This window comes from Bacillus sp. FJAT-18017, from assembly GCF_001278805.1.
In the GTDB taxonomy this organism is placed as follows: Bacteria; Bacillota; Bacilli; order Bacillales; family Cytobacillaceae; genus Bacillus_D.
This window is the reverse complement of record NZ_CP012602.1, coordinates 4,696,767-4,723,737: the sequence shown is the minus strand read 5'-3', so window position 1 is coordinate 4,723,737 and position 26,971 is coordinate 4,696,767. Positions and strand designations below refer to the sequence as shown.

At 41.9% G+C, this 26,971-nt stretch carries 22 protein-coding genes; 16 read left to right on the top strand and 6 right to left on the bottom strand.

Translation table 11 applies throughout. From position 1 onward, the window contains the following. Positions 1–414: 414 nt before the first annotated feature. The 11 genes from atoD to AM500_RS22105 all read left to right on the top strand — a co-directional run bounded on the left by atoD (position 415) and on the right by AM500_RS22105 (position 12,406). A complete protein-coding gene (atoD, locus tag AM500_RS22155; RefSeq protein ID WP_053601160.1) occupies positions 415–1,077 on the top strand; it encodes an acetate CoA-transferase subunit alpha in 663 nt (220 codons plus the stop codon). Beyond that, on the top strand, positions 1,077–1,733 hold the full coding sequence (locus tag AM500_RS22150) for a 3-oxoacid CoA-transferase subunit B (protein ID WP_053601159.1): 657 nt from the start codon (positions 1,077–1,079) through the stop codon (positions 1,731–1,733). The genes atoD and AM500_RS22150 overlap by 1 nt, the downstream gene beginning before the upstream one ends. Before the next feature lie 77 nt (positions 1,734–1,810). Beyond that, complete coding sequence (locus AM500_RS22145) at positions 1,811–2,995, top strand: acetyl-CoA C-acetyltransferase (protein ID WP_053601158.1); 1,185 nt, start codon at positions 1,811–1,813, stop codon at positions 2,993–2,995. Between the two features lie 273 nt (positions 2,996–3,268). Next, positions 3,269–4,699 (top strand): GntP family permease, encoded by a 1,431-nt coding sequence (locus tag AM500_RS22140; RefSeq protein WP_043930856.1) that lies wholly within the window; start codon positions 3,269–3,271, stop codon positions 4,697–4,699. A gap of 87 nt (positions 4,700–4,786) precedes the next feature. Then, positions 4,787–5,569 (top strand): 3-hydroxybutyrate dehydrogenase, encoded by a 783-nt coding sequence (locus AM500_RS22135; protein WP_053601157.1) that lies wholly within the window; start codon positions 4,787–4,789, stop codon positions 5,567–5,569. A 322-nt stretch (positions 5,570–5,891) separates the two neighbouring features. Further along, complete coding sequence (locus tag AM500_RS22130; RefSeq protein ID WP_053601156.1) at positions 5,892–7,295, top strand: sigma-54 interaction domain-containing protein; 1,404 nt, start codon at positions 5,892–5,894, stop codon at positions 7,293–7,295. Between the two features lie 163 nt (positions 7,296–7,458). Continuing rightward, the gene (gene yunB, locus AM500_RS22125; protein ID WP_231688195.1) at positions 7,459–8,193 is read left to right on the top strand and encodes a sporulation protein YunB; all 735 of its coding nucleotides are present in this window, start codon (positions 7,459–7,461) and stop codon (positions 8,191–8,193) included. Between the two features lie 196 nt (positions 8,194–8,389). After that, complete coding sequence (locus AM500_RS22120) at positions 8,390–9,514, top strand: NADH-dependent flavin oxidoreductase (protein ID WP_053601154.1); 1,125 nt, start codon at positions 8,390–8,392, stop codon at positions 9,512–9,514. Between the two features lie 53 nt (positions 9,515–9,567). Continuing rightward, the gene (locus AM500_RS22115) at positions 9,568–10,071 is read left to right on the top strand and encodes a DUF1259 domain-containing protein (RefSeq protein WP_053601153.1); all 504 of its coding nucleotides are present in this window, start codon (positions 9,568–9,570) and stop codon (positions 10,069–10,071) included. Positions 10,072–10,173: 102 nt separating this feature from the next. Continuing rightward, complete coding sequence (locus AM500_RS22110; RefSeq protein WP_053601152.1) at positions 10,174–11,151, top strand: ring-cleaving dioxygenase; 978 nt, start codon at positions 10,174–10,176, stop codon at positions 11,149–11,151. A 286-nt stretch (positions 11,152–11,437) separates the two neighbouring features. Further along, positions 11,438–12,406 (top strand): proline dehydrogenase family protein, encoded by a 969-nt coding sequence (locus tag AM500_RS22105; RefSeq protein WP_053601151.1) that lies wholly within the window; start codon positions 11,438–11,440, stop codon positions 12,404–12,406. A gap of 90 nt (positions 12,407–12,496) precedes the next feature. Here AM500_RS22105 and AM500_RS22100 read toward each other — a convergent pair whose 3' ends face one another. The 4 genes from AM500_RS22100 to AM500_RS22085 all read right to left on the bottom strand — a co-directional run bounded on the left by AM500_RS22100 (position 12,497) and on the right by AM500_RS22085 (position 17,241). Beyond that, a complete protein-coding gene (locus AM500_RS22100) occupies positions 12,497–13,606 on the bottom strand; it encodes a GerAB/ArcD/ProY family transporter (RefSeq protein WP_053601150.1) in 1,110 nt (369 codons plus the stop codon). A gap of 18 nt (positions 13,607–13,624) precedes the next feature. Then, on the bottom strand, positions 13,625–14,704 hold the full coding sequence (locus AM500_RS22095) for a Ger(x)C family spore germination protein (RefSeq protein WP_053601149.1): 1,080 nt from the start codon (positions 14,702–14,704) through the stop codon (positions 13,625–13,627). Positions 14,705–14,714: 10 nt separating this feature from the next. Further along, positions 14,715–16,229 carry a spore germination protein gene (locus tag AM500_RS22090; protein WP_053601148.1) on the bottom strand — a complete coding sequence of 505 codons (1,515 nt, stop codon included), beginning with the start codon at positions 16,227–16,229 and terminating at the stop codon, positions 14,715–14,717. 133 nt (positions 16,230–16,362) lie between these two features. Continuing rightward, complete coding sequence (locus tag AM500_RS22085) at positions 16,363–17,241, bottom strand: TetR/AcrR family transcriptional regulator (RefSeq protein WP_053601147.1); 879 nt, start codon at positions 17,239–17,241, stop codon at positions 16,363–16,365. A 390-nt stretch (positions 17,242–17,631) separates the two neighbouring features. Between AM500_RS22085 and AM500_RS22080 the strand changes: the two genes are divergently transcribed. After that, complete coding sequence (locus tag AM500_RS22080; protein ID WP_053601146.1) at positions 17,632–19,152, top strand: DHA2 family efflux MFS transporter permease subunit; 1,521 nt, start codon at positions 17,632–17,634, stop codon at positions 19,150–19,152. Positions 19,153–19,411: 259 nt separating this feature from the next. Here AM500_RS22080 and AM500_RS22075 read toward each other — a convergent pair whose 3' ends face one another. Next, a complete protein-coding gene (locus tag AM500_RS22075; protein WP_053601145.1) occupies positions 19,412–19,702 on the bottom strand; it encodes a hypothetical protein in 291 nt (96 codons plus the stop codon). 515 nt (positions 19,703–20,217) lie between these two features. Here AM500_RS22075 and AM500_RS22070 point away from each other — a divergent pair. From AM500_RS22070 to AM500_RS22055, 4 genes are all read left to right on the top strand, one after another. Beyond that, the gene (locus tag AM500_RS22070) at positions 20,218–21,090 is read left to right on the top strand and encodes a hypothetical protein (RefSeq protein WP_053601144.1); all 873 of its coding nucleotides are present in this window, start codon (positions 20,218–20,220) and stop codon (positions 21,088–21,090) included. Positions 21,091–21,204: 114 nt separating this feature from the next. Continuing rightward, the gene (locus AM500_RS22065; protein WP_197282636.1) at positions 21,205–22,659 is read left to right on the top strand and encodes a sensor histidine kinase; all 1,455 of its coding nucleotides are present in this window, start codon (positions 21,205–21,207) and stop codon (positions 22,657–22,659) included. Between the two features lie 51 nt (positions 22,660–22,710). Further along, positions 22,711–23,400 carry a response regulator transcription factor gene (locus AM500_RS22060; protein WP_053601142.1) on the top strand — a complete coding sequence of 230 codons (690 nt, stop codon included), beginning with the start codon at positions 22,711–22,713 and terminating at the stop codon, positions 23,398–23,400. Between the two features lie 190 nt (positions 23,401–23,590). Beyond that, positions 23,591–25,261 carry an alpha-glucosidase gene (locus tag AM500_RS22055; RefSeq protein WP_053601141.1) on the top strand — a complete coding sequence of 557 codons (1,671 nt, stop codon included), beginning with the start codon at positions 23,591–23,593 and terminating at the stop codon, positions 25,259–25,261. 150 nt (positions 25,262–25,411) lie between these two features. Here AM500_RS22055 and AM500_RS22050 read toward each other — a convergent pair whose 3' ends face one another. After that, positions 25,412–26,641: a DHH family phosphoesterase gene (locus AM500_RS22050; protein WP_197282635.1), complete on the bottom strand. Its 1,230-nt coding sequence runs from the start codon at positions 26,639–26,641 to the stop codon at positions 25,412–25,414. Positions 26,642–26,971: the final 330 nt, after the last annotated feature.

The window sequence follows — 26,971 nt, the reverse complement described above, 5'->3', positions numbered from 1 at the left end:
CAATTAATATGAGATGAGATAAGCCATGTGTAAGATGTTTTACACACATAAATCATAGCTGGTCTTAGATTGATTTTTCTGATATTTCTGTATGATACAACCATTGTCGAGAAGAATCAAGTGAATTTCCAAAGTTAATCAGAAAAATCTGAATTGTTTAACAAATTTGATAGCGTTTACATTGTTGTCCTGTCGGCGTTTTGAGGGCTAAAAAAAATATTTTTTTTTTTGAGTTATCCATTTAGAAAAGAAGTAATATCGTTGTGTTAAAAATAACCAAATTTTACAGTTTGAGTTGATTTAAGGGGGTGATGAATGGAAAAGGGTATTGTCCATTAAGTTGGCACGCTTCTTGCATTATAAAAAGGTGTGAGCAATTAGTTAACCTCACCAAAATTTTTCGGAGGTGCTTTTATAGTGAGCAAGGTAATTACAAAACAAGAAGCCGCCCAGTTTTTCCGCGATGGAGTAACTGTAATGGCAGGTGGATTTATGGGTGTGGGGACACCACAGGATCTTGTGGACGTCATGCTTGAAAAAGAAGTTAAAGACATCACTCTGATCGCTAATGATACCGCTTTTATTGAAACTGGAGTCGGCCCGCTAATCTCCAACCGCCAAGTTAAAAAAGTAATTGCTTCCCATATTGGTACAAATCCTGAAACAGGAAGGCAAATGATTGCTGGCGAGATGGAAGTTGAGCTCGTTCCCCAGGGTACACTGGCAGAGCGTGTGCGTGCTGGCGGTTCAGGCCTTGGCGGTGTCCTAACTCCAACAGGTGTTGGTACTGTTGTAGAGGAAGGCAAAGAGAAAATTACAGTAGACGGCCGTGAATACCTGCTGGAAAAGCCTCTGCGCGCTGATGTTGCCATACTGCGGGCGCATAAGGCTGATAAGGCTGGAAATCTGGTCTATAAACGTTCTGCACGTAACTTTAACCCGCTGATGGCACTTGCCGCGGATGTAGTAATCGTTCAGGTGGATAAGATTCTTGAGGTTGGAGAAATCGATCCAGATGAAGTTATGACCCCTGGAATTCTCGTTGATAAAATTTTGGTAGCGGGAGGTAAGAAATAATGTCAACAACTCAACAAACTAATCCAAAACAAGTAATCGCCGCCCGTGTGGCAAAGGAAATGCAAAATGGCGACGTCGTAAACCTTGGGATCGGACTTCCGACTATGGTGCCAAATTATTTGCCAGAAGATGTGAACGTAATCCTTCAATCGGAAAATGGTTATGTAGGACTTGGACCGCTTGATGGCGACATCGATCCTGATCTTGTAAATGCCGGTGGCCAGCCTTCAGGAATTCTTCCGGGGGGAGCATTCTTTGACAGCTTATTCTCATTTGAATTAATCCGCGGCGGACACGTGGATGTTACAGTCCTTGGCGGCCTTGAAGTTGATGAGAAGGGGAACCTTGCTAACTGGATGGTTCCTGGAAAAATGGTTCCTGGAATGGGCGGAGCAATGGACCTAGTAACAGGTGCTAAAAAAGTCATTGTTGCTATGGAGCATGTTGCGAAAAATGGCTCTCCAAAAATCTTGAAGGAATGCCGCCTGCCACTGACAGGCGTGGGTGTTGTTGACCTGATTGTCACAGAGCTAGCTGTATTCAGGGTAACAGATTCCGGCCTTATTCTTGAGGAGCTTCAAAATGGGGCAACTCTGGAAATGGTAGAAGAAAAAACAGAGGCTTCATACATGGTGAGCCCGGACCTTGCAAAATAATAATATAATAGAATACCGGTCTCAGCCTATTAGTACAGGCTGAGACTGATAGATTATAAGTTTGGGGGAAGTTTAACATGCGTGATGTAGTAATAGTAAGTGCTGTGAGGACAGCAATTGGCACTTTTGGCGGAACACTCAGTAATACACCAGCAACGGAACTTGGAGCAATTGTAATAAAAGAAGCTCTAAACCGGGCTGGAATTCCTGGCGACCAGGTTGATGAAGTGATCATGGGCAACGTACTCCAGGCAGGGCTTGGGCAAGGGCCCGCTCGCCAGGCAGCTCTAAAAGCCGGCCTTCCTATCGAAGTCTCATCAATGGCAATCAACAAATTGTGTGGTTCAGGACTTAAGGCTGTTCATTTGGGAACCCAGGCAATCCAAACTGGAGCAGCTGAAATCGTTGTCGCTGGAGGCATGGAGAATATGAGCCTTGCCCCTTATCTGCTTCCAAAAGGACGTACTGGATACAGAATGGGTGATGGCAAAGTAATCGACAGCATGATTGCTGATGGCCTGCAATGTGCAATGAACAACTACCATATGGGTATTACAGCCGAGAACCTTGCTGAAAAGTACAGTTTGACCAGGGAAGAACAGGATGAGTTTGCCGCATGGAGCCAGCAGAAGGCGGAAGCCGCAATTAATGAGGGCAGATTTAAGGATGAAATCGTTGCTGTTGAAATCCCGCAGCGTAAAGGTGATCCAATCCGTTTTGAAACAGATGAATTCCCTCGTGCAGGCGTAACAGCTGAAGGGCTCTCGAAGTTAAAGCCTGCATTCAAGAAAGATGGGACAGTGACAGCAGCAAATGCATCCGGAATCAATGATGGAGCCGCTGCTCTAGTCTTGATGAGCAGGGAGAAAGCTGAAGAACTAGGCATCACTCCAATGGCTATTATCAGGGGCAATGGGACAGCTGGTGTAGACCCTTCCATCATGGGAATCGGACCAGTTCCTGCTACAAAAAAAGCTCTACAGTTTGCTGGTTTGAGCATGAATGATATTGACCTAATTGAAGCAAATGAAGCTTTTGCGGCCCAGGCTCTGAGCGTAGGCAGGGAACTCGAATTTTCTAACGAAAAGCTGAATGTAAATGGTGGAGCAATTGCCCTAGGCCATCCAATTGGGGCTAGTGGTGCACGCGTTCTTGTTACTCTTTTGCATGAAATGAAACGCAGAAACTCTCGTTATGGGTTGGCAACATTGTGCATTGGCGGAGGACAGGGTATTGCAACTGTTGTAGAAATGGAAAATTAAAATTTTTTAAAAAATTCCGGGATTCCGAACTGAAAGCGCTTCCGGTTTTCCGGAATTCCGGAAAAAATAGTTTGTGAGTTGTTGGAAAAAACATAATAGCTTGGTAAATTAATTTATTAGAAGTCGAGGGACGTGCCTAAACTATAAAAAATAAAAAATGTTATTTTTCTGCCATTATTGGCACGAAACTTGCATTATTGATAGATGTGAGTCATTCTTGGAAACGCTGCCAAGGGAAGGGATTGGCTTGCATAAACTTTAAGGGGGATATACATGGATTTAATTATTATTTTATTTTCGTTAAGCCTTTTGATGTTCATGGCTTACAGGGGCTTCTCGGTCATCCTGTTCGCACCGATCGCTGCCCTATTGGCTGTTGTGCTCATCGAACCAGCCAATGTGCTTCCATTCTTCTCCGGTGTCTTCATGGAAAAGATGGTCGGCTTTATTAAAAACTATTTTGCCGTCTTCTTGCTGGGGGCAATTTTCGGTAAAGTAGTTGAAATGTCCGGTATCGCTGAATCGATTGCAAAGACTATCGTCAGCTGGCTCGGAGCAAAACGTGCAATTTTAACTATCGTTTTATTAGGTGCAATCTTGACTTACAGCGGAGTCAGCCTATTTGTAGCTGTATTTGCCATTTATCCATTTGCTGCACAAATCTTCAAACAGGCTGATATTCCGAAACGATTGATTCCTGGTACTATCGCACTCGGTGCATTTACATTCACAATGGATGCATTTCCGGGTACACCGCAAATCCAAAACGTTATTCCAACGACCTTCTTCGGTACTGACATTTATGCAGCACCAACCCTTGGTATTATTGGTGGGCTTGTTGTCCTTGCTTCTGGCCTATTCTATCTCGAATGGAGAAGGAAAACAGCTCAGGCTGCCGGTGAAGGCTACTTTGGTTTTGGAAAAGAAAATGCTGCTGCGGCAGAAGCAGCTAAGAAGGAAGAACCTGTTGCTGAGATGAATCTTGAGCAATCCCGCTCAAGACAAATCCTTGCGTTCGTTCCACTTATTCTGGTTGCTGTAGCAAACAAAGTGTTCATTACGTACATTCCTAAATGGTATCCGAACGGTTTTGATTTTTCCGCAATCGGCCTTGATGCATACAAGGTTGATGTTGCAGCCACTATGTCCATCTGGTCCATCATGATGGCACTTAGTATTGGTATCATTGCCAGCCTTGCTTATAACTTCAAAAAGGTTAAGTTCGGATTTAAGGAAGGCCTGAATGCTGCAATCGCCGGTTCATTGCTGGCTGTTATGAACACTGGTGCTGAGTATGGCTTCGGCGGTGTTATTGCGATTCTTCCTGGCTTCGCACAGATCAGTGATGCAATTGGTTCGACATTTACTAACCCACTTGTAAATGGTGCAGTAACTACTACTGTTCTTGCGGGTGTGACAGGTTCTGCATCCGGCGGTATGAGTATTGCACTTGGTGCGATGGCTGATACCTATAATGCTGCGATAGCTGCTGCAAACATCAGCCCTGAAGTTATGCACCGTGTAGTTGCGATGGCGTCCGGCGGTATGGATACATTACCGCACAACGGTGCTGTCATCACGTTGCTCGCTGTTACTGGCTTGACACATAAACAGTCCTACAAGGATATTTTTGCTATCACAGTTATCAAGACATTGGCAGTATTTGTCATCATTACACTTTACACATTGACTGGACTAGTTTAACTCATACACACCAAGGAGGGGGTAACCTCCCTCCGGTGTGTATTTCAGAAATAGGCTTTGAGCTAATTTATTAAGGGAGGCTTCACCATGAAACAATTGGAAGGAAAAGTAGCATTTATAACAGGTTCTGCCAGTGGGATTGGACTTGAAATTGCAACCACTTTCGCAAAAGAAGGAGCAAAGGTTGTCATTTCGGACTTGAACGTGGAAAAAAGCGAACAGGTTGTTGCACAGCTAAGAGAGGAAGGATATGAAGCACTTTCTGCTCCATGTGATGTAACAAATGAGGAAGCGTATAAGAATGCTCTTAATTCGGCGATTGAGGAATTTGGAAGAATTGATGTGCTTGTAAACAATGCAGGTCTTCAATATGTATCACCAATTGAAGAATTCCCAACTGACAGGTTTGAATTTCTCGTTAAAGTAATGCTTACTGCTCCATTCATTGGCATCAAGACTGTATTCCCAGTGATGAAGAAGCAAAAATTTGGCCGGATTATCAATATGGCTTCAATTAATGGAGTAATTGGTTTTGCTGGAAAAGCCGCTTATAACAGTGCAAAGCATGGCGTTATCGGTTTGACCAAAGTAGCTGCCCTTGAAGGCGCTGCAGATGGAATCACTGTTAACTCCCTTTGCCCAGGATATGTTGACACTCCGCTTGTGCGCGGCCAATTGAACGATCTTGCAAAAACAAGAAATGTACCTCTTGAAAGTGTCCTTGAGGAAGTTATTTACCCGCTAGTACCTCAAAAGAGGCTGCTCGATGTATCTGAGATTGCTGATTATGCAGTCTTCCTTGCAAGTGAAAAGGGCCGAGGCATTACTGGCCAGGCTGTCATTCTTGATGGCGGCTATACCGCACAATAAATCTTTAAAGAGAGTTACTTTGTATTATTGAGTCATAAACAGTATACAAGAAGAGGCTGTCCCAAAAGGTCGTTGATTGACGACTTTTTTGGGACAGCTTTTTATGTTTATAGATTATTTTTGATAAGAACTGAATTTCTACAATTTTTGGTGTCTGTTTCCCTCTGTTCTTAACCTATTTTCTTGTTGTTTTTCAGTTTAAGCGCCAAGACATAAAGCCCTACAATTCCAGTTTTCTAACAAAAAACGCATTTTGAGCCACAAAACCTTTTTAACTTGATATAATCATAAATATAATGATTTTAAACGAGGGGGGAAACTGTTGAGTATACGGATAGATGATATTCCTGCGGATTGGCTGGAGGAAATTATCAACCTTTCAGCAGAGAGAATCGTCGTAACGGATCGTGATGGAATCATTATTTTTATTAATGACGCCTATTGTGAGTTTCTGGGGACCACTGTTGAAAAGGCAATTAAACGTCCTGTCACAGAAGTTATTGAAAATACAAGAATGCATATTGTTTCAGCAACAGGGCAGGCAGAAATTGCGGCGGTCCATAAAATAAAGGGGACCGAGATGATTGCAAACCGATTCCCTCTAATTGTGGATGGTCAATTGGTCGGGGCAGTGGGGACAGTTATGTTCCGAAATCCAGAGGAACTCCATACCTATAAAACAAAGATACAACATCTTGTGGATGAATTAAAATATTATAAAAAGAAAGTCGAGAAGGAATTGACCAGCAAGTATGAATTTAGTGACCTCATTGGGACAAGCCCGTCCTTTATGGAGGTGAAAAAACTTGCCTGGAGGATTTCCGCCAGCAACTCCGCAGTTCTCCTATTAGGAGAATCGGGTACAGGTAAAGAGCTGTTTGCGCATTCCATCCATGATAACAGCATGAGATCTGCTTTTTCGTTTGTACCAATTAACTGCGCGAGCATTCCTGAGCATCTTCTTGAATCGGAATTATTTGGCTATGCGGATGGCGCATTTACTGGCGCCAAAAAGGGTGGCAAGAAAGGTCTTTTCCAGCTTGCCAACAAAGGGACGATATTTTTGGATGAAATTGGTGACATGCCGCTTGCCATGCAGAGTAAACTGCTCCGTGTCCTGCAAGAACAGGAAATCCAGCCTGTAGGCAGTCAAAAGACAATTCCCGTCGATGTGAGGATAATAACCGCGACTCATCGCGACCTTGAAAAAATGGTCGAGGAAGGGAAGTTTCGCCAGGATCTCTACTATCGTTTAAATGTTATTAAAATAGAGATTCCTCCGTTACGGAAACGAAAAGAAGATATTAAAGTTCTCTCTGAGGGGCTTGTTAACAAGCTGGAAAAGAAATTCCATCGGAAGGGAATCTTAATTTCTCCTGAAGTACTTCGCATACTCGAGCAGCATTCCTGGCCGGGAAATATTCGTGAGCTTGAGAATGTATTGGAACGATCCATTAATGTACTTGACGGTAATGTGATTGAGCCTGTCCACCTTCCACTATATTTAAGGGACCAGGAATTTGTAACCCCGGATTTAATTCCTGTTTCGCCTGAACCAAAGGCCGGACCTGTAAAGCCCCTTAAAGAAACGATAGCGGAGGCGGAAAAACAGGCCATTCTATCAGCGCTTGCGCTAACAGACGGAAATCGGGTCGAGGCGGCGAAGCTCCTTAATATAGGCAAGACGAGGTTTTATGAAAAGTGCAAGCAATATTCAATAAACTAATACCAGGGACCGGTCACAGGGTCCCTGGTGTTTTTTTGTGGAATGCATGCAATTCAAATCCTTTAACTATAGGGCACTTCCCTCTATTGTTCGTCTATAGGGAGCCGGTTGCGCATATACAAGTAGTAGACGATTTTGCGGGGAGGTATCCCATTTGAGGAGAATGAGGAGGCGGGGTCCGCTGCCCCTTCGATATGTAGTGCTCATTACGTTTACTACCTTTGTACTCGTTACTTTTCAAAGCTTAAGTTTAATCAATAAACACATTGAGCCCAGCCTTATAAAAATTGCTGAAACAAAAGCAAGGGAAATCGCATCCCAGGCAGTAAACAATGCAATTTCCCAAAATGTATCTGAGAATATCGAGATTGACCAATTAATCATAGTTCATAATAATGGAAATGAAATTGGCTACAGCTTTAATCCGAGAGTTTACAACCATGTCATTTCCGAAGCAACAACCCGGGTCCAGAACTATCTTAATTTACTGGAATCAGGAGATATTGCCGAGCTTGAAGCGGCTTTTCAGGAAGCAGATATATCTGAATCAAATGGAAAAGATGGGATTATTTATGAAATACCTTTAGGAATGGCAACTAACAATACCCTCTTTTCAAACTTAGGTCCAAAGGTGCCGGTCCGTTTTGAAATTCTCGGCGATGTAACAGCAAATATTGAAACGAAGTATTCAGAAATAGGCATCAATAATACGTTTCTTGAGTTATATGTGAAGACAGAGGTACAAATGAGTGTCATAATTCCGCTCATTGAAAGAGAGGTTAAGGTAACCAACTCCGTTAAGATAGGTGATTTATTTTTGCAAGGAAAGGTTCCTCAATATTATAACGGCAGCGACAAGGGCGGCAATGATGTCAATCCAATTGTGATTCCTGACTAAGTCGATGTTTAGCAAAGTCATCATGGGGAAATCCTTTGATGACTTTTTAATGTGCATGCAAATGTTAACTAGTTTGTTTATTGCCAGGAATAAAACCGGTGCATGGGCCAAAGCTAATCATGTTGTTTGTGTTGAATTTATATAGGGAACTAGGAACTTTGTAGGAAAAATGCAGTGGGGAATGGAGGATTACATCATGAAAGAGGAATATAAAGCAATGTTAGAAGAAATAGCGCTGCCATCAGGTGTAAAGCTAAAGAATAGGATTTTAATGGCGCCTATGACAAATTGGTCTTCTGGTGCAGATGGTATGGTTACTGATGATGAATTGGCTTATTATCGGGAGCGGTCTGGCGGAGTAGGTGCTGTTATTACAGCTTGCGCAAATGTTACCAGGGATGGCCAGGGATTCAAGGACCAGATAAGTGCTTATTCAGATGAACAGATTTCTAGCTTGAGGAGGCTTGCGGAAACTATTAAAGGAGAAGGTGCAAAAGCGATTTTGCAAATTTTTCATGCCGGAAGGATGTCACCTCCAGAATTGCTTGAGGACGGCCAGCCGGTTAGTGCGAGTGCTGTCGCAGCGGCGCGCCCTGGTGCGAAGACTCCCCGCGAACTAACAGGGGAAGAGGTCAAGTCCATCATTAACGCCTTTGGGGAGGCGACTAGAAGGGCAATTGAGGCAGGTTTTGACGGAGTTGAAATACATGGTGCCAATACGTATCTTATCCAGCAGTTTTTCTCTCCTCATTCCAACCGCCGTGAAGACGAGTGGGGAGGATCCCTGGAGAAGCGGATGGCATTTCCGTTAGCGGTAATTGACTCAGTAAAGCAAACTGCAAAAAAATATGCCATAGACCCGTTTATTGTTGGCTACAGGCTCTCCCCCGAAGAAATCGAGCAACCAGGAATTACAATGGAAGATACTTTAACGTTGGCTGATGTTTTATCGGAACAGGGCTTGGATTACCTCCACGTTTCGACTCAAGATTTTTGGAAAGGTTCGCTGAGGGACAAGTCAGATTCCCGTTCCCGGGTTGTCCTCATACATGACCGCGTAGGAGATAAGATTCCGGTCATTGGAGTAGGGTCGCTTTATTCTCCCGATGACGTTAAGAAGGCAATGGCTGGCGGAGTTCCATTGATCGCACTTGGCCGTGAATTGATTGTTGAACCCAAATGGGTGGAGAAGGTAAAATCAGGTCACGAAGAAGAGATTCGTGTAACACTTACAAGAAATGACCAGGAAAAACTTGTAGTCCCAAATCCGTTATGGCAGGCAATTGTCAACACACCCGGCTGGTTTCCTCTAAAGGATTGATGTAGCTTATAAATGGCGCCTCGGAGGGAACGATAAGGGTGGAGGTGTCCCGGATGAAAAAAACATTTATCTTATTTGGTATAGTTGCAGTGTTAATCATGAACGGAAATGAAGTCAATGCGGGTAAACAAAATCCAGAGTGCAAAGCATTAGAACAGATCTTCAAGACGAAGGTTAAAGCAGAGAAAAATGTTTGCAGTCTGGAAATCACTCGAAATAGTATTGAAGCAACTCATATGGGGGAAATGGTTTCACCTGAAACGTTGGGCCTAGCTTTTCATTTTGCATTTGAGAAATTGAATGATAAAGAAACTTTGGTCATCGGTGAAATGGCACTGCTCCAAGAAGAAGTAAATCCTGTTATTGATGAGTTAAGGGAGGGCGGCCTTGAGATTTCCGCTATCCATAACCATTGGATGTATGAAAAGCCAAGGATTATGTATCTCCATGTTCAAGGGAAAGGCAATATGATTAAGCAGGCCAATACATTGATTAACGCGATTGCAGTCACGAAAGAGAGACAGAAACAAGCATTGGAGACCACCGGAACTCATTAAAAAGGTCCGGTGGTTGACTTAGTTTATTGTTCGTGATATATTTATCTCGAAGTAGAGATAAATCAACTAAAGATAAATAACCATTCTTACGGAGGAAAAAACATGAACGGATTAAAAGGTATGCACCATGTTACGGCTATTACGAGCAGTGCTGAAAAAAATTATGAATTCTTCACTTATGTACTTGGGATGAGGCTCGTCAAGAAGACGGTGAACCAGGATGATATCCAGACCTATCACTTGTTCTTCGCTGATGATGAGGGAAGTGCCGGAACAGATATGACCTTTTTTGATTTCCCGGGTATCCCTAAAGGCACACATGGGACAGATGAAATTTTCAAAACATCATTCCGTGTTCCAAGTGATGCTGCATTAAGTTATTGGGTAGAGCGCTTCGACCGTTTGCAAGTCAGCCACAAAGGGATAAAGGAACAGTTTGGCAGAAAGACACTGTCATTTGTTGATTTTGATGATCAGCAATATCAACTGATTTCTGATGAACATCTTGATGGAGTAGCCCCTGGAATTCCGTGGAAAAAAGGGCCGATTCCATTGGAGTATGCGATTGTCGGGCTTGGGCCGATTCATGTTAGGACGGCACATTTTGATTACTTCAGACAAGTTCTTGAAAAGGTCATGGATTACAAAGAAGTTGCCCATGAAGGTTCCCTCTATTTGTTCGAAGTCGGTGAAGGCGGGAATGGTGCTGGAGTCATTGTTGAGCCTAATACACTTCTTCCACAGGGAAGGCAGGGTTTCGGTACTGTCCACCATGCCGCATTCAGGGTTGAGAACCGGGAAGTGCTTGATTATTGGATCAAGAGGATGGAAAGCTTTGGTTTTCAAACGTCTGGATTTGTTGACCGCTTCTTCTTCGGTTCCCTTTATGTACGAGTAGCACCAGGTATCTTATTTGAGTTTGCGACAGATGGACCAGGATTCATGGGGGATGAGCCGTACGAAACACTAGGAGAAAAACTGTCACTGCCGCCATTTTTGGAACCGAAACGCGAGCAAATTGAAAAAATGGTCCGGCCTATTAATACCATTAGAAGCACCATTGAGTTTGAAAAAGAATAAATATCTTCACGAATGACCGCTGTTCCCTCGAGGGACGGCGGTTTTTTTCTTGCAAGAGTTGATTGAAGCGCTGCCTGAAGCCGAAATTAGTGTGGTGTTTTACACTCCATATCTTTTTCCCTCTTCAAGGAACTATGTAACTATGATTCTATAAAACCCTGCTCCTTTTAAAGATTTGCTATTTTTTACTAATGTTATAGTGGAAAAATATTTTAATAGATAAATTAATAGTTTTTTCGACAGCCATGATATAATAAAAGAAAATACATAACAAGGAGCAATTGGGATGTTAAGAGATCTTTTCATTGGCCTATCCAAAAACCAAATGCTGAATACTGCTGCAAAAAATTACGGCCTTAAGTTAGGTGCACAAAGTGTTGTTGCCGGGACAAACGTTGAAGAAACAATTGAAAGTATAAAAGAATTGAACAGGCACGGCATTTCCGCTACTGTTGATAACTTAGGGGAATTCGTCTACAAAGAATCAGAAGCAACTGAAGCAAAGGAACAAATCCTCAAGGTTGTTAATGCCATTCATGAACACAAATTATCAGCTCATCTATCTATCAAGCCGACTCAGGTTGGCCTCGATATCGATTTTGACTTCTGTCTTGCTAACGTAAGGGAAATCGTTGCGAAAGCATCAGAGTACGACATCTTTGTGAATATTGACATGGAAGATTCAAGCCACCTGGAAAAGACTTTTCTTCTTGTTGACCGCCTTTATGAGGATTATGAGAACGTTGGCACGGTCATTCAGGCTTATTTTCATAACGCACTAGAGCAAGTTCAAAATTATCGGAACATGCGTATCCGCCTTGTAAAAGGAGCTTATAAAGAGCCTGCTGAAATTGCTTTCCAGGATAAGAAGGATATTGATGCAAACTACCGGAAAATCATTGAGTGGCATTTGCTGAATGGCAAATTTACTTCAATTGCTACGCATGACCATAACATCATTAACCATGTAAAACTGTTTGTGAAGGAGCATAATATCCCAAACAGCCAGTTTGAATTCCAAATGCTATATGGTTTCAGGAAAGAACTTCAATACGAGCTTGCGAAAGAAGGCTATAACTTCTGTACGTATGTTCCATTCGGAAAAGACTGGTATGGCTACTTCATGCGCCGCCTTGCAGAAAGGCCTCAGAACCTGAACCTTGTCGCAAAACAAGTATTCAACAAGAAAACTAACACAATGATTGGACTGGCAGCTGGAGCATTCCTTCTAGGCAGGCTGACCAAGAAAAAATAAATATCAAAAGCGCAAGCGATTTGTGGCGCTGAAGCTAGACGTAGACAAGAAAGCCGGGCATCCTTATATGGATAGCCCGGCTTTCTTATATCACAGTTGTTCCTTACTATTCTTTTTCTCCATTTTCCTTTTTATGATGCTGACGAGGAAGAGGAAGGGGATATAGCCGTATAGAAAGGCTATTCCTGAATAAGCTGTGATTCTTGATAGCTTTTCTCCATATTCTATATCTTCTAAAGCCAGATTTAAAATGAAAAAGGCAATCAAAAATCCTAAAAGAGCACGGGTAGGTTTAAAGCCGTATGTTACTTTTAGAATCCTTGTACACGACCATAGGGAAATGGAAATAATAGATGTGATGACAAGGAAGAAGGTGAAGATAAAAACAAATTCGTAGCTCTCCAATACAGAAAAACGAATTAATTTAATCATGGCCAGTGTCGGCCATAGTGTATGGGCAAGCTTTCCCTGTGTATAGTATAAAAAAGTCAGGATACAAAGGCTTAGATAAAGCAATGTTGTAGAGAAGAGACCCAAATGCCCCCACTTTTTGGATTGTCCATGGTTCTTTATAAACGGAAAGTAGATAAGGATATTCTCAAAGCCAATAAAAAGATAAATGCTTTCCCTGCCGGAAACGAAATAGTCTTTTATGCTATGTGAGAAAATAGGCATCATATTACGAAGTTCAAGATAAGGGTACAAGAGAATGAAAGGGAAAATAAGAAATATGGGTATGACAACTCCCCAAAAGGCTATTCCTGTAACTACCCTGAATCCTCCCGATACAATATAGTAGACAACGATACAGATAGCAAATGTTAATTCCCAAAGTGGAATCATGTCAAACGCCCACGTCTGTAAAATATCGATATATCCATAGAGTAGGCTGAAGCTGATTAAGCCAAAGTAACAAACAAGGATCATATTAAGGGAATTTCCAATGTATTTTCCGAAAGTCTTTTTGTGGAATCCCATTAAATCACCAGACGGAGAACTTTTTAAGATGCTCATCACCATCAAAAACAATATGTTTAAGCTTAATCCGACAACTAGCAGTGAAAGCCAGGCATCATGGCCTGCTCCTTTTGCGATTCTGGTTTGAAAGTTTAAGGTCCCTATTCCAATTTGGGAGGCGGGAAAAAGGAAAAACAAAAAAAACGGGGAAAGTTTATTTTTTTCTTGAACAGTCCGATCCATATTTATTACCCCGATTCATTATCTTCGAATACCAGCCTGAATAATTGTTACTGTTATATCAGGCTCGACCTTTAGGTGTTTATATTCATTCTTATAGAAATCATCTTCATTCCATGCTTCGTCATGTGACCTGATCAAATCCCCAAGTCCAATTGGATCTACCCCGTTCTTTTTTAACAACTGGATCAGTTCTAAAATTTCACTTTTTAACTCTTTCTCAATTGCTGACTTTATCAGATCTATATCACTCTTTTGATTCAGTTGGATCCAGCCAGGAAATTCTCGAATTTTGACATTTAGATCTAGATTTACCTTAATTGAATCATTAGCAGTGACTTTCCAGGTTGGTTTACTCCTTATTTCGCGTACGCCTATCTCCCCCTTCTTTTCATTTTTCTTTATCGGTATTTCAAATAAAACCTGGTGTTCAAAGGGATCAAGGAGGGCAAGAATTTCGTATTGGTTTTCCTTTAATTCAAGCTTTAACTTATCATCCTTAAAAACGGCTAGCCCTTCAATACGGACACTATTTTCTGTACCTTGAGAAAGGACGGGCATATAAGGATCCCTGCCAGCTCCAAAATAATTGTTTAAAAAAATATGAAGATCTGTCCGAGGCATTGACAACGTTGTATAGTTTTGGGTAATGGTTTCCGCTACTGCCAATGTCCCGTTTTCCTTAACCTTTTTTAGGAACTCCTTTGCATTTGGTTTTACGACAGCTGTCTGAACACTGGTACCTATCGTTGGATTGTTGAAGACGGTCCGAATGATATGCCCTACTCCTTCCTTCCCAAAATCCTCGCCAAATACAATGACAATTGTCTTCGAAAGTTCAATGGGAAATTTGGTTTGCTGATTTGTATGGGCAAGCATTTCGCTGGAATTTGCTCCTTCGACATTCCTGATTTCCAAAGCTTGTTTATTTTTCCCTTTTGTGTAATCGGGATACAGAACAGTTGCACCTAATGTCCCGTCTTTTTGGATGTCATACCCAAGAGTATGAACAATGCTCAATCTGTCAATAATCTTGGTTCGTTCACATCCGGGAATAAGGATCAGGATGATGGTGATCAAAAATAACAAAGGGCGATACATTATTTCACCTCTATTCAGTATCAAGGTCTTTCTGAGGGTCATTATTTTCGGATACTTTATACCGCTTTTTTTGCAAGGGCCTAAATAATCCAGGCCTCTTACTAGAAAGTGAATAAGGAAGCCTTGAAAGCCCGGAGCCTATATCATTTACACGAAACGGAAAGAGAGGGACCATATAAGGATTCCCGATTGACTTTAGTTTCATAAGATGTCCGAGCAAGAGTACGATGGCAACTGCCAAACCATAACCACCCCAGATTGCAGCCAAAAAAATAAGCGGAAATCTCAACAGCCGGACGGTGTTGGACATTTTGTAAATGGGTGTTGTGAACGATGATAATGCGGCTAGTGCGACAATGATTAATAGAATGTTGCTCGTTAATGCAGCTTCTACTGTTGCTTGCCCTATTACAATACCTCCGACGATTCCAAGTGTCTGGCCAATTTTGTTTGGCAGCCTAGCTCCAGCTTCGCGGAGCAGCTCAATCGTTATTTCCAAAAACAAAACCTCCAAAAAAGGCGGGAAGGGTACATTTGCCCGTGAAAAAATAATTGGGCCAAGCAGGTCACTGGGAATAACTTCGTAATGATATGTAAGAATAGCAACGTACATGGGCGTTGCTAATATTGAAAAACCTACACCGAAAAAACGAATTAATCGAAAAAAAGTTCCTTGAATCCAGGATAAATAATAGTCCTCCGCGGCGGAGAAAAAGTCCATCAAAGTTGAAGGGCCAATGATTGCATAACAAGATCCTTCAGTCAGGATAACCAATTGACCGTTTAGCAGGGAAGAAACGGCTCTATCAACCCTTTCTGTCACAATGAATAATGGGAAAGGGGTATAATTATTATCGGAAATAAGCTGCTCGATGACAGTTGAATCAACCCTGCCGTCAAAATCGACATCCTTGAGGCGCTGCCTGACAGTATGGATATACTCGGGATTTGTTATACCTTTCATATAAACGATCGAGGTGTTGGTTTTCAATTTAGTCCCCACTTTGATTTCTTCGAAGACCAAGTCTGAAGTCAAAAGCTCGCGCCTCAATAAGTGCATGTTTGCCTTAATATCCTCAATAAATCCTAATTTAGGGCCAACAACACTGTATTCACTATTAGTATCGTTCGTTTTCCGCACACCCTGAGACCAATTTTCGATATTGATTAGAGCACAATGCCGGATATCATTTTTAAACAGGAGTATGGCATAGCCTTTATGCAGCTTCTCTTCCACTTCCTTTGGATCTTCGGTTATCTTTACACCATCAACAGGAATAATGTTCACGATATCTGAAATTACCTGTATATTTTTGATTTTGTCTTGGAGATTCTGAAGGACCAGCTCGTAAAGCTTTTTTTCATCAATTAAAGTCGAATAGTAATGAAGAGAAATTTTTTTATCCTCGAATGGACTAATACTTGAAAAATCACTTGACTCCCCGGCATTGGCCAGAAGATCCTTTATTTGAACGGGAGTATCACGGTTCGTTTTCGCAGTCGAGCTGTTTTTCCTTTTAAACACCTATGCCACCAACCTGTAGGAAAAAATGGAATCATAAGGTTAGTATGTATGTTTGGAAAAGAAATATGAGTCAAGAACGGGCCAGGAATTAAAAAAGCTTCCGTAGCAGCGGAAGCTTTGAGGTGTATAAAGGTTATTTGGTTTCTAAGACAGCCTTTGCAAACTGCTCTAATTCAGTAATACGATCCATATCAATCGTTCTTTCGGATTTTAATGTACCAATAGCACTTTCAATAACGAACACACGCGGTGCCTTTGCATTCACGATTTCTTCTTCGATGAAATTTAAAAGTTCATACGTTTTGTCCTGCTCCTGAAGGCGGTAATTTTTTTTAATGGCTGAAATCATCTTTCGCAGTTTCATACATAAAACCTGGTCTGTTCCTTTATCCTTAGGGAATAATTTCTCGAGGAAGGATGGATCCAGCAGTCTGTCATTTGATAAAGAAACTTCATCGACTATTTTTACAATTCGATCAACACTGAATCGGACAATTTCATGAATTGATATACTAGAGTTTGCCAGTGAGTTGAATTTTAAGCTTTGCTGGAGAATCCCCATAAACATGAGTGAGCAATCCAGAAGGTATGGCTTTCTCTCTTCACCGAAAATATCAATGAACCGATGGTACAGCCATCTCAAATTTTGTAGATGATTTTCTTTCAAATACCTTTTTAGTTCCGGATCATTTGAAAACATAACTTCATCATAAAGAGAAAGCAATTTATTTGTACGATTTGCTTTGAGATGTAATTCTATTTGTTTAGTAAAGACTTCAATATCAGATCGTTCATGGCCGAACTGCAGCTCATCTAGGTCGAATTCCAATTTCTTGCGGATTGATTTTATAAGGGCGATTAATAACTCATTTTTTGAGGAAAAGTAATTGTAAAATGTTCCTTTTGAAATGCAGCTATATTCAAGAATGTCCTGTATGGACGTAGCCTGAAATCCTTTTTCCACAAATAATTTATGAGCGCTTTTTATAACATGCTGCTTCCTATCGTTCATTTCATCACCTTATGGATTACTTGTACTTGCGGTACAAAAACAATACTAAACTATTTTATAAGATTATTCAAACCCCCGAAAAACATGGAAATTTACTGATTGAATTTTTTGGACTCATGGTATATGATAGAGTGCATGTGGAATTTGGATATAAAGTGAACCTTCCATCCGTGGGGTGTCCTTACCCTACGGATGGCTAGTCGCGCTAACGCACGATTGATTTTTCTTAGGACTAAAGCCCCAAGAAAAATATTAGTTCACCAATCGAACATATACGGGCAGTTGCTTCCCCACTAACATTCTTTGTATCCTCTGAATGTTGATGTGGGGAATCTTACTGCCCGTTAAGAGTGGGATAAAATATGAACTGAAAGTATACAGGAGGAACAGATGGATCAAAAGTCAGTAAACAACAGTGGGAGACCCCCTTATGGCATTATCGCGGTTTTGATGATCGGGGCGTTTATCGCATTTTTAAATAATACATTATTGAATATCGCACTTCCGTCCATTATGGCGGATTTGAAAATAGAACCAGCTACCGTACAATGGCTGACAACAGGTTTTATGCTTGTTAACGGAATATTGATTCCAACAACAGCTTTTCTTATCCAAAAATACTCCGTAAGGCAATTATTCCTGGCTGCTTTGGGGATTTTTACAGTGGGTACAATAATAGCTGGAACTGCGCACATTTTCCCTGTTCTCCTTACAGGCAGGATGTTGCAGGCTTCGGGTTCGGCAATCTTGATGCCGCTATTAATGAATGTTATGCTCGTCAGCTTCCCAATTGAAAAACGGGGTACAGCGATGGGTGTGTTTGGTTTGATTTTGATGTTTGCCCCTGCAATCGGGCCGACCCTGTCTGGTTGGATTGTAGAACACTATGATTGGAGAATGCTATTCCATTTCATCACGCCAATAGCAGCTGCCATCCTAATCATTGGATTCTTCCTTTTAAAAGATAAGAAAGAAAAGTCCAATGACCGGCTTGATTTCGTTTCACTCACTCAATCAAGTATTGGTTTTGGCGGTATCTTATATGGTTTTAGCTCGGCGGGTAACAAAGGCTGGGATAGTCCTTTAGTATACGGAACAATTATTATCGGTGTCGCCTCCTTGATGATATTCATCTGGCGCCAGCTGAAACAGGATAATCCGATGCTGAACTTCCGTGTTTACCAATTTCCTGCCTTTGCCTTGGCTTCTGTCATCTCAATGACCGTAAATATGGCATTGTTTTCGGGGATGATACTTCTGCCCATCTATACCCAAAACCTGCGTGGAATCACGCCGATGGACGCTGGGCTGTTGATGCTTCCGGGAGCCCTTATCATGGCCTTCATGTCGCCTATTACTGGACGGCTGTTTGATAAGTTTGGAGGAAAGGTTCTTGCCATTGTTGGTTTATTCATAATTACAATTACGACATATGATTTCGCAACGCTTACCCTTGAAACATCTTATACTCATCTGATTGTGTTGTATTCGATAAGGAGCCTGGGGATGTCAATGGTCTTCATGCCGGTATCGACAAATGGGCTGAACCAGCTGCCGCCGAGGTTTTATCCGCATGGGACCGCAATGAACAACACGATGAACCAGGTTGCTGGTGCTATAGGAACAGCATTGCTGGTCACCATTATGACGAACCGGACAGAGTCAAGTGCTGAAGAGCTTGGCAAAGAGGCGATGAGTAAATTGACTGAACAACCTACCGCAGAAGTCGCAGCTCAAATGAAGCAGCAAATCATGGCACAGGCGATGCTTGATGGAATTAATTTCTCGTTCCTGGTAGCAACGTTCATTTCCGTAATTGCCCTGATACTTGCCTTCTTTATTAAGAGAGCGACACAAGCGGAAGATCCACTTGATAAAGCTCCGGTTAGAAAGAAGCTTGCTGAAAATTAATATAAACAATTAAAGGCACCGCCACCGTATATATGTGGCGATGCCTTTTCTTTATTGTGCAGATTTGCTCCCCACAGCGATTCCAACCAGTTCCTGCGATAATTCTTGTCCAAATAACCGGCCACGCTTTCAACCGCATTACTTTACCATACTGTTTTTCTTACTTTTAGAAGGCTTGGAAGAATGAGTAGTAGAAGAATTGCGGGTGCTTTTAGTGGTTTCCCCGTATGAACCCAAAATTATAGAGTATTAGTATTCCTTATTTCCCTTCTTTTTTGAATCGCTTTATCCGGTTGGCAATGAACTCTTTACCTAGCTTTTCACTTTCCTCCAAGGCAAGGTCAATCGCTTCATCCTTATTAGCGGCATCCTTAATCATTAGCAGACCCGTATCTTTTAACGTAACGCTCCATCCATTCCCCTTGATGCTAGGGTGAACAACTGCCGCATGTCCAGTATTCAGCTTGAACTCCAAACCGCCTGTAATCTCCCTGACCTTGCCGTTAGTAAGCGGGATAGAAAAATTCACTTTCTTTGTTTTGACTGCCATAGGAACCCTCCAATTTTTATTGTATTCAATTGCTTCTTCTTACCTTCAGTATGGACTCACGACAGCATCTTGTACAGGAGAATCGCCGCAAGCAGCGGTGTCAATTTATAACTTTTGATCAAGGACTATTATTTTTGGTTCGGGGCTATAAATGTTGAGTTCCGGTTTATAACCTGCAATCAGAGTGTGGGGAGTTAATACGAGGTGTAATTGTAAATAACGGTGTGTCAAAGAATTAATCTTTTCTTAAGAATTCGTTTAGAGGGAGTTTAGGTTTATTGGATATGCTTGATTTATCGAAAGCCAAAGGAGGGGTTGTTGTACTTGCAAGCCAGCTTCTCATTTTACCGTTGCTTGAATGGAAAACGTGGTAGGTTTATTTTTCCATAGGGTTTCGTTGTGTGCCTTTGTTCAACATTGAAGAGGCTGAAAAAGTGCAAAACAGCCACTTTGGCGGAATCAATTTCTAGCAGCTGAAAAATACAAATCAACCAACTATTTAGGAGGAAATACTTATGAACAAGAAAGCAATTGCAATCGCAGCATCTCTTGGAATTCTGTTTGCCGGGGCGGGTTCATACAAAATCCTTGCGGGTTCAGCAGGCTACGATGCCTACAAGGAAGCAATGAAAAAGATTCACACGATTGACAATGCAACGATGGAAATGGATATGAAAATTACTGATAATGGCAAGCTTCTCCTTTCAACCGATTCAACCATGAAGTTTGATAAGGACAACGACTTGGCAGCCGGGACTGTTACTGTAAATAACAGCAGCCAAACACTAAAAATGAATGGTTTCCTTGAGAATGGCCGGCCGGTCATTCAGCCTGAAGACGGCGCTTACTATATACTTGAAGGTGTAGAACATCCGAGTATGAACAAGAAGGAAGGCGAGACTTTCCATGACCCTGAAATGCTCAAGCTTGGAGAGTTGATTATCGATGCGGTAGCCCAGCCGGTCCAGGGGGAATTTCAACAAAAAGGCAATACAATCATAATTGATATGAATAAAGACGATTTCCCTAACATTATTCATACCATCGGCAAGCAGGTCATAAAAATGGGCTTCAAAGCCCACAGTGACATTGAACTGACGCCTGCTGAATATCCATTCTTAAGTGAATGCTTCACTTCCCAGCTTCCAAAGCTAGAAGAGGAAATTTCTATCGAAAAGGCGTATGTAAAAGTTAAGCTCACTGATGAAGGTCTGATTAAGTCGCAGGATGCCATTTTTAAAATTAAAGGCAAAGATGCCTTGGGCGTCCAGCATAAAATTGAGATTACCATGGATATCGCTGTAAAGTCAGTTGGCACTACAACAGTTGACAAGGTCGATCTGACAGGCAAAGAGATCAAGCAATTCGAAATGAAAAAAGTACATTAATTCGTTGAAATGGGGCTGTGTCGTATAGCCCTATTTCTATTATAGTTATAGTGATTAGTATTTCTATTAAATGGCCGCATGTTTGGTGGAAGGCCAAAGAAAGTTGTGAAGGATATGTCGATTCAGAAAAAGCTTATGCTTGCATTCGGTGCCATGTTGGTTGTGCCTATCCTCTTTTTCCTGATCGCTGTATCAGCTCTTATGCTTGTATATGGTGAAGAGGGCAGGCTGTCGAGTTATGTGAATGAGCTTGAACGGATAGCCAGACGTGACGAATTGTTTGGTGAGCTTAAACTGATGACAACCGCTGAGCCTGATAAGCTGGAGCAGGAAACTTATCTTAATGAGATGGATTCCCGCCTTAATAAATACGATTACGAACTGATCATCCGCATTGATGGGAAGCTAACTTATACAGATGAGATGTTTAAAGGAGTAGCAATCGAAGACAAGCTGCCTTCGTTTGGAAGTTTTGTGAATCAGGTCCATGAGAGTGTAGAGGTCGACGGAAAACCATTCAAATTCCGGCAGCATGACTATGTGTTGCCTGATGGCCGGGAAGGAAGCATCTTTATTGTTGAAGAAGCAACTTCCCTTGAACAGTTTGCGCTAAAGCATCTTCCGGTTATCATGGTCATTTGTGTACTAGCTCTCCTTTTAACAAACGGGCTTTTGTCATATATCGTTTCAAGGGGCATTATCAATCCAATGAAACTTCTTCAGGATGCGGCCGGGAAAATTATGGCTGGCAATCTTGACTTTAAGCTTGAGACGAAACGCAAGGATGAAATCGGTGAACTTATAGAGGACTTTGAAAAGATGAGGGAGAAGCTTAAGGAATCCATAGACAGACAGATTCAGTTTGAAAACGATCGGAAGCTTTTGTTATCGAATATTTCCCATGATTTAAAAACACCTATCAGTTCGATAAAGGGATATGTTGAAGGTATCAAGGACGGGATTGCCAATACCGAAGAAAAGCGTACTAAATATATAGATATAATCTACAAGCGGGCAAATGAAATGGATGCAATGATAAATGAACTGTTTCTAACCTCTACGCTCGATTTGAATCAAGTGCCTTTCCATTTTGAAAAAGTGGATTTAACCAGATATATAAAGGATATCGCAGAGGTAGCAGAACTTGAACTCCGTAAAAAGGGAATTCAGCTGTTGCTGGAGATGGAATTGGAGCTGACAGTCCTTGTCAAGGCTGACCGCGAAAAACTAATGAGGGTCTTCAATAATATTTTTCAGAATAGCTCCAAGTATATGGACAAGGAAGCTGGTAAGATAGAAATCTCGCTTAAAGAGAGAGACGGATTTGCGGTTGTTAAAATTCAGGATAACGGACCCGGCATCCAGGAAGAATCCCTTCCTCGTGTATTTGATACCTTTTACAGGGCCGAGGATTCTCGAAATAAAAAGACAGGCGGTTCAGGGCTTGGGCTGACCATTGCCAAACAAATTGTCGAAATGCATAACGGATTAATCAGGGTTGAAAGCATAGAAGGGGAAGGAACCACAATGATTATTGCGTTGCCTCTAATGACCCCGTATTCTGAGTAGCCACACCCATAAATAATATTAATAATCTTGTAGAACTATAGGTGGTATAAGATGAAGCATATACTGATTATTGAAGATGACCAGGACATCGCTGAGCTGCAGCGTGACTATCTTGAGGCCGAGGGCTTCCGTGTTGATATAGAGGAAAATGGAAAAGCTGGGCTTGATAAGGCACTATCAGAAGAGTTTGATTGTTTTATACTGGATTTGATGCTCCCTGGTCTGGGAGGATTCGAAATTTGCCGGCATATACGCCAGGTGAAGGATACACCTATTGTGATGATTTCTGCAAGGAAAGAGGATGTTGATAAAATTAGGGGCCTGGGGCTGGGCGCAGATGATTATATGGTAAAGCCATTTTCTCCTGGAGAAATGGTGGCGAGGGTAAAGGCACATTTGTCACGCTATGATCGGCTGCTTGGCAGGGAAACTGCCCGTAAGAGCGTTATTTCGCTTGGGGCCTTGGCAATTGATATTGATGACCACAGAGTATACCGGGAAGGCCAGGAAATTACCCTTACAGCTAAAGAGTACGATCTTTTAGTATTCTTTGTGAAAAATCCTAATCGGGTCTTTAGTAAGGAGCAGCTTTTCGAGCATATATGGGGTATTGATGCTTTTGGAGATATTTCGACTGTGACAGTCCACATAAGGAAGCTCAGGGAAAAAATTGAAATGGATTCATCAAAGCCTCAGTATATTGAAACAGTCTGGGGGGCGGGATATAGGCTGAAAATCTGAATATAGGGCTTTTCTTTTTATAAACGCTTGCGCTTTTTGTTAAGGAAAGCCTATTTTTTATTAAGACTGGTTTTGGAAAATAGATTAGTATGTTACTATGTAGGTGATGGGTTGTTCTATCAATCCTGTTTTTGTGCTTAATTGTGCAATCGTTTGCATTAAAATGAATATGCTAACTATGAGGTGCAAGATGGATAAAAAGTGGTGGAAAGAAAGTATTTGCTATCAAGTGTATCCCAGAAGTTTTATGGATAGCAATGGTGATGGGATTGGCGATTTGAAGGGCGTAACCGCAAAGCTCGATTATATAAAGGAGCTTGGTATCGATGTCATCTGGCTGTCGCCAATGTATAAGTCGCCGAATGATGACAATGGGTATGATATTTCAGATTACCAGGATATCATGGACGAGTTTGGAACAATGGCGGATTTTAATGAGCTTTTGGAAGAAGTGCACAAGCGCGGGATGAAGCTTATCCTTGACCTTGTCATTAACCATACGAGTGATGAGCATCCCTGGTTTATTGAATCACGGTCATCTAAAAACAATCCAAAGCGAGATTGGTATATTTGGCGTGATGGCGAGGACGGGCGGGAGCCGAATAATTGGGAATCTATCTTCAGTGGCTCAGCCTGGAAACTGGATGAGCAGACCGGGCAATATTTCATGCATATTTTTTCAGCCCGTCAGCCTGATTTGAACTGGGAAAATCCCGAGGTCAGAAATGCGCTTTATGACATGGTAAATTGGTGGCTGGATAAAGGGATTGACGGTTTCAGGGTCGATGCCATTTCACATATAAAAAAGAAGCCTGGCTTGCCTGACATGCCGAATCCAAAGGGCTTAGAGTATGTTCCTTCCTTTGATTATATGATGAACGTCGAGGGTGTTGACGGCTTCCTGAAAGAGTTTGTCAGCAAAACAACCCGCAACTATGATGTCATGACAGTCGGAGAAGCCAATGGAGTCCGCATCACTGACGCCGACAAGTGGGTTGGTGAGAGGGACGGCTATTTCAATATGATTTTTCAATTCGAGTTCTTGGGACTATGGGACAAGAATAAGAAAGACTCGGTCGATGTTAAAGCATTGAAGCGGGTTTTGACAAAATGGCAAAAAGGCCTTGAGGGTATTGGCTGGAATGCCCTGTTCATTGAAAACCATGACCAGCCGCGCCGGGTTTCAACCTGGGGAAATGATAAAAAGTATTGGAAAGAAAGCGCAAAGATGCTAGGGGCGATGTACTTTTTCATGAAAGGAACGCCGTTTATCTACCAGGGGCAGGAAATTGGAATGACCAATGTCCAATTTCCTTCTATCGAGGACTATAATGATGTTGGCATGCGCAACTATTATAGGATTGAAACTGAAAAGGGCCGCTCCCATGAGGAAATTATGGAGTTTATCTGGAAGCATGGGCGTGACAATGCACGGACCCCAATGCAATGGGATTCTTCACATCTGGCTGGATTTACGGCTGCGGATAAAACATGGTTCGGGATTAATCCAAATTACACAAAAATCAATGTCGCCAGCCAGCTGGATGATAAGGATTCTATCCTTCATTTTTACAAGGAATTAATTAGGCTGCGCAAAGAAAATAAGCTGTTTGTTTATGGCAAGTATCACTTATATTATCCGAATCACCCAAAGCTATTTGTCTACACCCGGACGCTGGGGAGACAAAAGGCAATTATTCTGTGCAATGTGCATGGAACTCCATCCAGGTTTAAAATGCCGGCAGCAATCCGATATAAGAAAAGTGAATTGATCCTGAATAACTATCCCGTACAGGGGAAGAAACTGCCGAAGGAATTTACAATGAAGCCTTTTGAAACAAGAGTATATTTCCTATATTAAAAGCCCTATGGCTATGTCTATTGCGATATGGAATGCTACTTGAGGAAGATAAATAGATATACGCCTAGACCAGAACTCTAGGCAGCTGTGTGTATAAACTATAATTTAAAAAATTCAGCGCTCATTCCAACCGGGAATGAGCGCTTTTTATTACTCTGTTAAATGATGAAGCATTTCTTTGTATGATTGTCTTGCTTCTTCAAATGGTATATCCAGTGCCTCGCCCAGTCTTCTTAGCAAGTCATTGTCATAGCTGAGCCAGGCTGAATAGTTCCTTTTCACATCCCGTTCAGCATCGGCAAATGTAGAATACTCTTTTTGGACTGCCCCTTTATGAACAGCCTCAACTTTCCCGCCTTCTGATGGCCGAATAAGAATCATGTCACCATTTCTGTTTTCAAAAAAGGTTCCATAGGAGGTGCCTTTTATGTTCAGTTCATTTCTGTCTGCATCGAGTTTAAGCGGCTGAAGCGAAAAAACATCAACTACAAATATTTGGAAAGCATCTTTACCGAGTTCACAGCCGGATGCCTTTGGGTGCCCTCCGCCTCCGAAGCGTGATGCAAATTCGGCAACATTCACTTCATCATGAATTGTCCGGAACCCCGCCTTTTTCCCGCCAACATTTAGGAGAATGACCATATCAAGATGTGGGTACAGTTTGTTCAGCGCGTTACCCAGCTCCGACAAATATTGCTCGGCATGGATAATTCCTGCAAAATATCCATCAACTTTTGCCTGGACAAGCTGCCTGCTTTTAGAACGGATATATCGTTCGATTTTCGCATCTTCAATGTCCAGCAGGAAGTTTTCATTTTTAGATAATGAAAAGGCCTCCGGGTTTTTCTTGAGCCGTTCAAGCAGAACCTCCTCAAATTCATTCCGTTCCATGATATAAAATAGATCATTAAGCCTTTTGGCGGCCGTGTTGTTGTTTTCATCCCATTCCCATGTATCATATTGGCGTACAAGGTCGACAAATTCGTCGAGTGCCTTTGTCGGGCGGAGGGCATTGGTCTTGACAAGATGTTCATAGAAAAGAGAGGTCGCGCAGGTTTTTTTACCTGTTTCATACTCCGGTAAAACGAAACCCCATTCATATTGGTTGAAATGCATAGCGGTCACATGGTGATCAATAAGCCTAATATGGCCGCCCTTTTTAAAACGCTCCGCAAGCCTTTTTTCCACTTCGGAGTTTACAGCCATGTCAGTTATGTAGATTTCATCATGGGCGGTCTCATTCTTTGCAAGATGCTGCTGGACGCGGTCGTTTAAGACACGATGCGAGCAATAGGCAACGTCCGCCTTGTCTCCATATGCGATTTTGGCTAGCAAACCGCAGCCTAAACCATCCAAATCTATGTCTGTGAAAAGCTTCATAAGGAAGTCTCCTTTCATGGTGATTCATAAGGATTAGTTTTAACCCCAAGTAGTTCCTTATTCATTTGACTTAGTATTCATGTCCTTACTCTATATTAATTTTATGATAAAGTGAACCTTCTATAAGTGGAAGGGTTCCACTGATTGTTAGCCGCGCAAAGCCCGATTGATTTTTCTAAGGATTGAAGATCAAGAAAAATCTTAGTTACCAATCGGACCTTTAGGGTCAGTTGCTTCCGAGGGAGGCTTGCTGCCCCTTATAGTGGGATAATAGTAAGCGGGCAGCCTGTATCAGCTATCCAATCATTTGTTTAATTGCTTGCTGTGAAA

What these genes read in the sequence shown, in the direction of transcription:
- AM500_RS22065 (WP_197282636.1), top strand. Translation starts at nt 21,205, where the DNA reads ATGTCGATTCAGAAAAAGCTTATGCTTGCATTCGGTGCCATGTTGGTT.
- AM500_RS22070 (WP_053601144.1), top strand. Translation starts at nt 20,218, where the DNA reads ATGAACAAGAAAGCAATTGCAATCGCAGCATCTCTTGGAATTCTGTTT.
- AM500_RS22135 (WP_053601157.1), top strand. Translation starts at nt 4,787, where the DNA reads ATGAAACAATTGGAAGGAAAAGTAGCATTTATAACAGGTTCTGCCAGT.
- yunB (WP_231688195.1), top strand. Translation starts at nt 7,459, where the DNA reads ATGAGGAGGCGGGGTCCGCTGCCCCTTCGATATGTAGTGCTCATTACG.
- AM500_RS22120 (WP_053601154.1), top strand. Translation starts at nt 8,390, where the DNA reads ATGAAAGAGGAATATAAAGCAATGTTAGAAGAAATAGCGCTGCCATCA.
- AM500_RS22075 (WP_053601145.1), bottom strand. Translation starts at nt 19,702, where the DNA reads ATGGCAGTCAAAACAAAGAAAGTGAATTTTTCTATCCCGCTTACTAAC.
- AM500_RS22085 (WP_053601147.1), bottom strand. Translation starts at nt 17,241, where the DNA reads ATGAACGATAGGAAGCAGCATGTTATAAAAAGCGCTCATAAATTATTT.
- AM500_RS22060 (WP_053601142.1), top strand. Translation starts at nt 22,711, where the DNA reads ATGAAGCATATACTGATTATTGAAGATGACCAGGACATCGCTGAGCTG.
- AM500_RS22105 (WP_053601151.1), top strand. Translation starts at nt 11,438, where the DNA reads ATGTTAAGAGATCTTTTCATTGGCCTATCCAAAAACCAAATGCTGAAT.
- AM500_RS22115 (WP_053601153.1), top strand. Translation starts at nt 9,568, where the DNA reads ATGAAAAAAACATTTATCTTATTTGGTATAGTTGCAGTGTTAATCATG.
- AM500_RS22150 (WP_053601159.1), top strand. Translation starts at nt 1,077, where the DNA reads ATGTCAACAACTCAACAAACTAATCCAAAACAAGTAATCGCCGCCCGT.
- AM500_RS22050 (WP_197282635.1), bottom strand. Translation starts at nt 26,641, where the DNA reads ATGAAGCTTTTCACAGACATAGATTTGGATGGTTTAGGCTGCGGTTTG.
- AM500_RS22145 (WP_053601158.1), top strand. Translation starts at nt 1,811, where the DNA reads ATGCGTGATGTAGTAATAGTAAGTGCTGTGAGGACAGCAATTGGCACT.
- AM500_RS22055 (WP_053601141.1), top strand. Translation starts at nt 23,591, where the DNA reads ATGGATAAAAAGTGGTGGAAAGAAAGTATTTGCTATCAAGTGTATCCC.
- AM500_RS22110 (WP_053601152.1), top strand. Translation starts at nt 10,174, where the DNA reads ATGAACGGATTAAAAGGTATGCACCATGTTACGGCTATTACGAGCAGT.
- AM500_RS22080 (WP_053601146.1), top strand. Translation starts at nt 17,632, where the DNA reads ATGGATCAAAAGTCAGTAAACAACAGTGGGAGACCCCCTTATGGCATT.
- AM500_RS22100 (WP_053601150.1), bottom strand. Translation starts at nt 13,606, where the DNA reads ATGGATCGGACTGTTCAAGAAAAAAATAAACTTTCCCCGTTTTTTTTG.
- AM500_RS22095 (WP_053601149.1), bottom strand. Translation starts at nt 14,704, where the DNA reads ATGTATCGCCCTTTGTTATTTTTGATCACCATCATCCTGATCCTTATT.
- AM500_RS22140 (WP_043930856.1), top strand. Translation starts at nt 3,269, where the DNA reads ATGGATTTAATTATTATTTTATTTTCGTTAAGCCTTTTGATGTTCATG.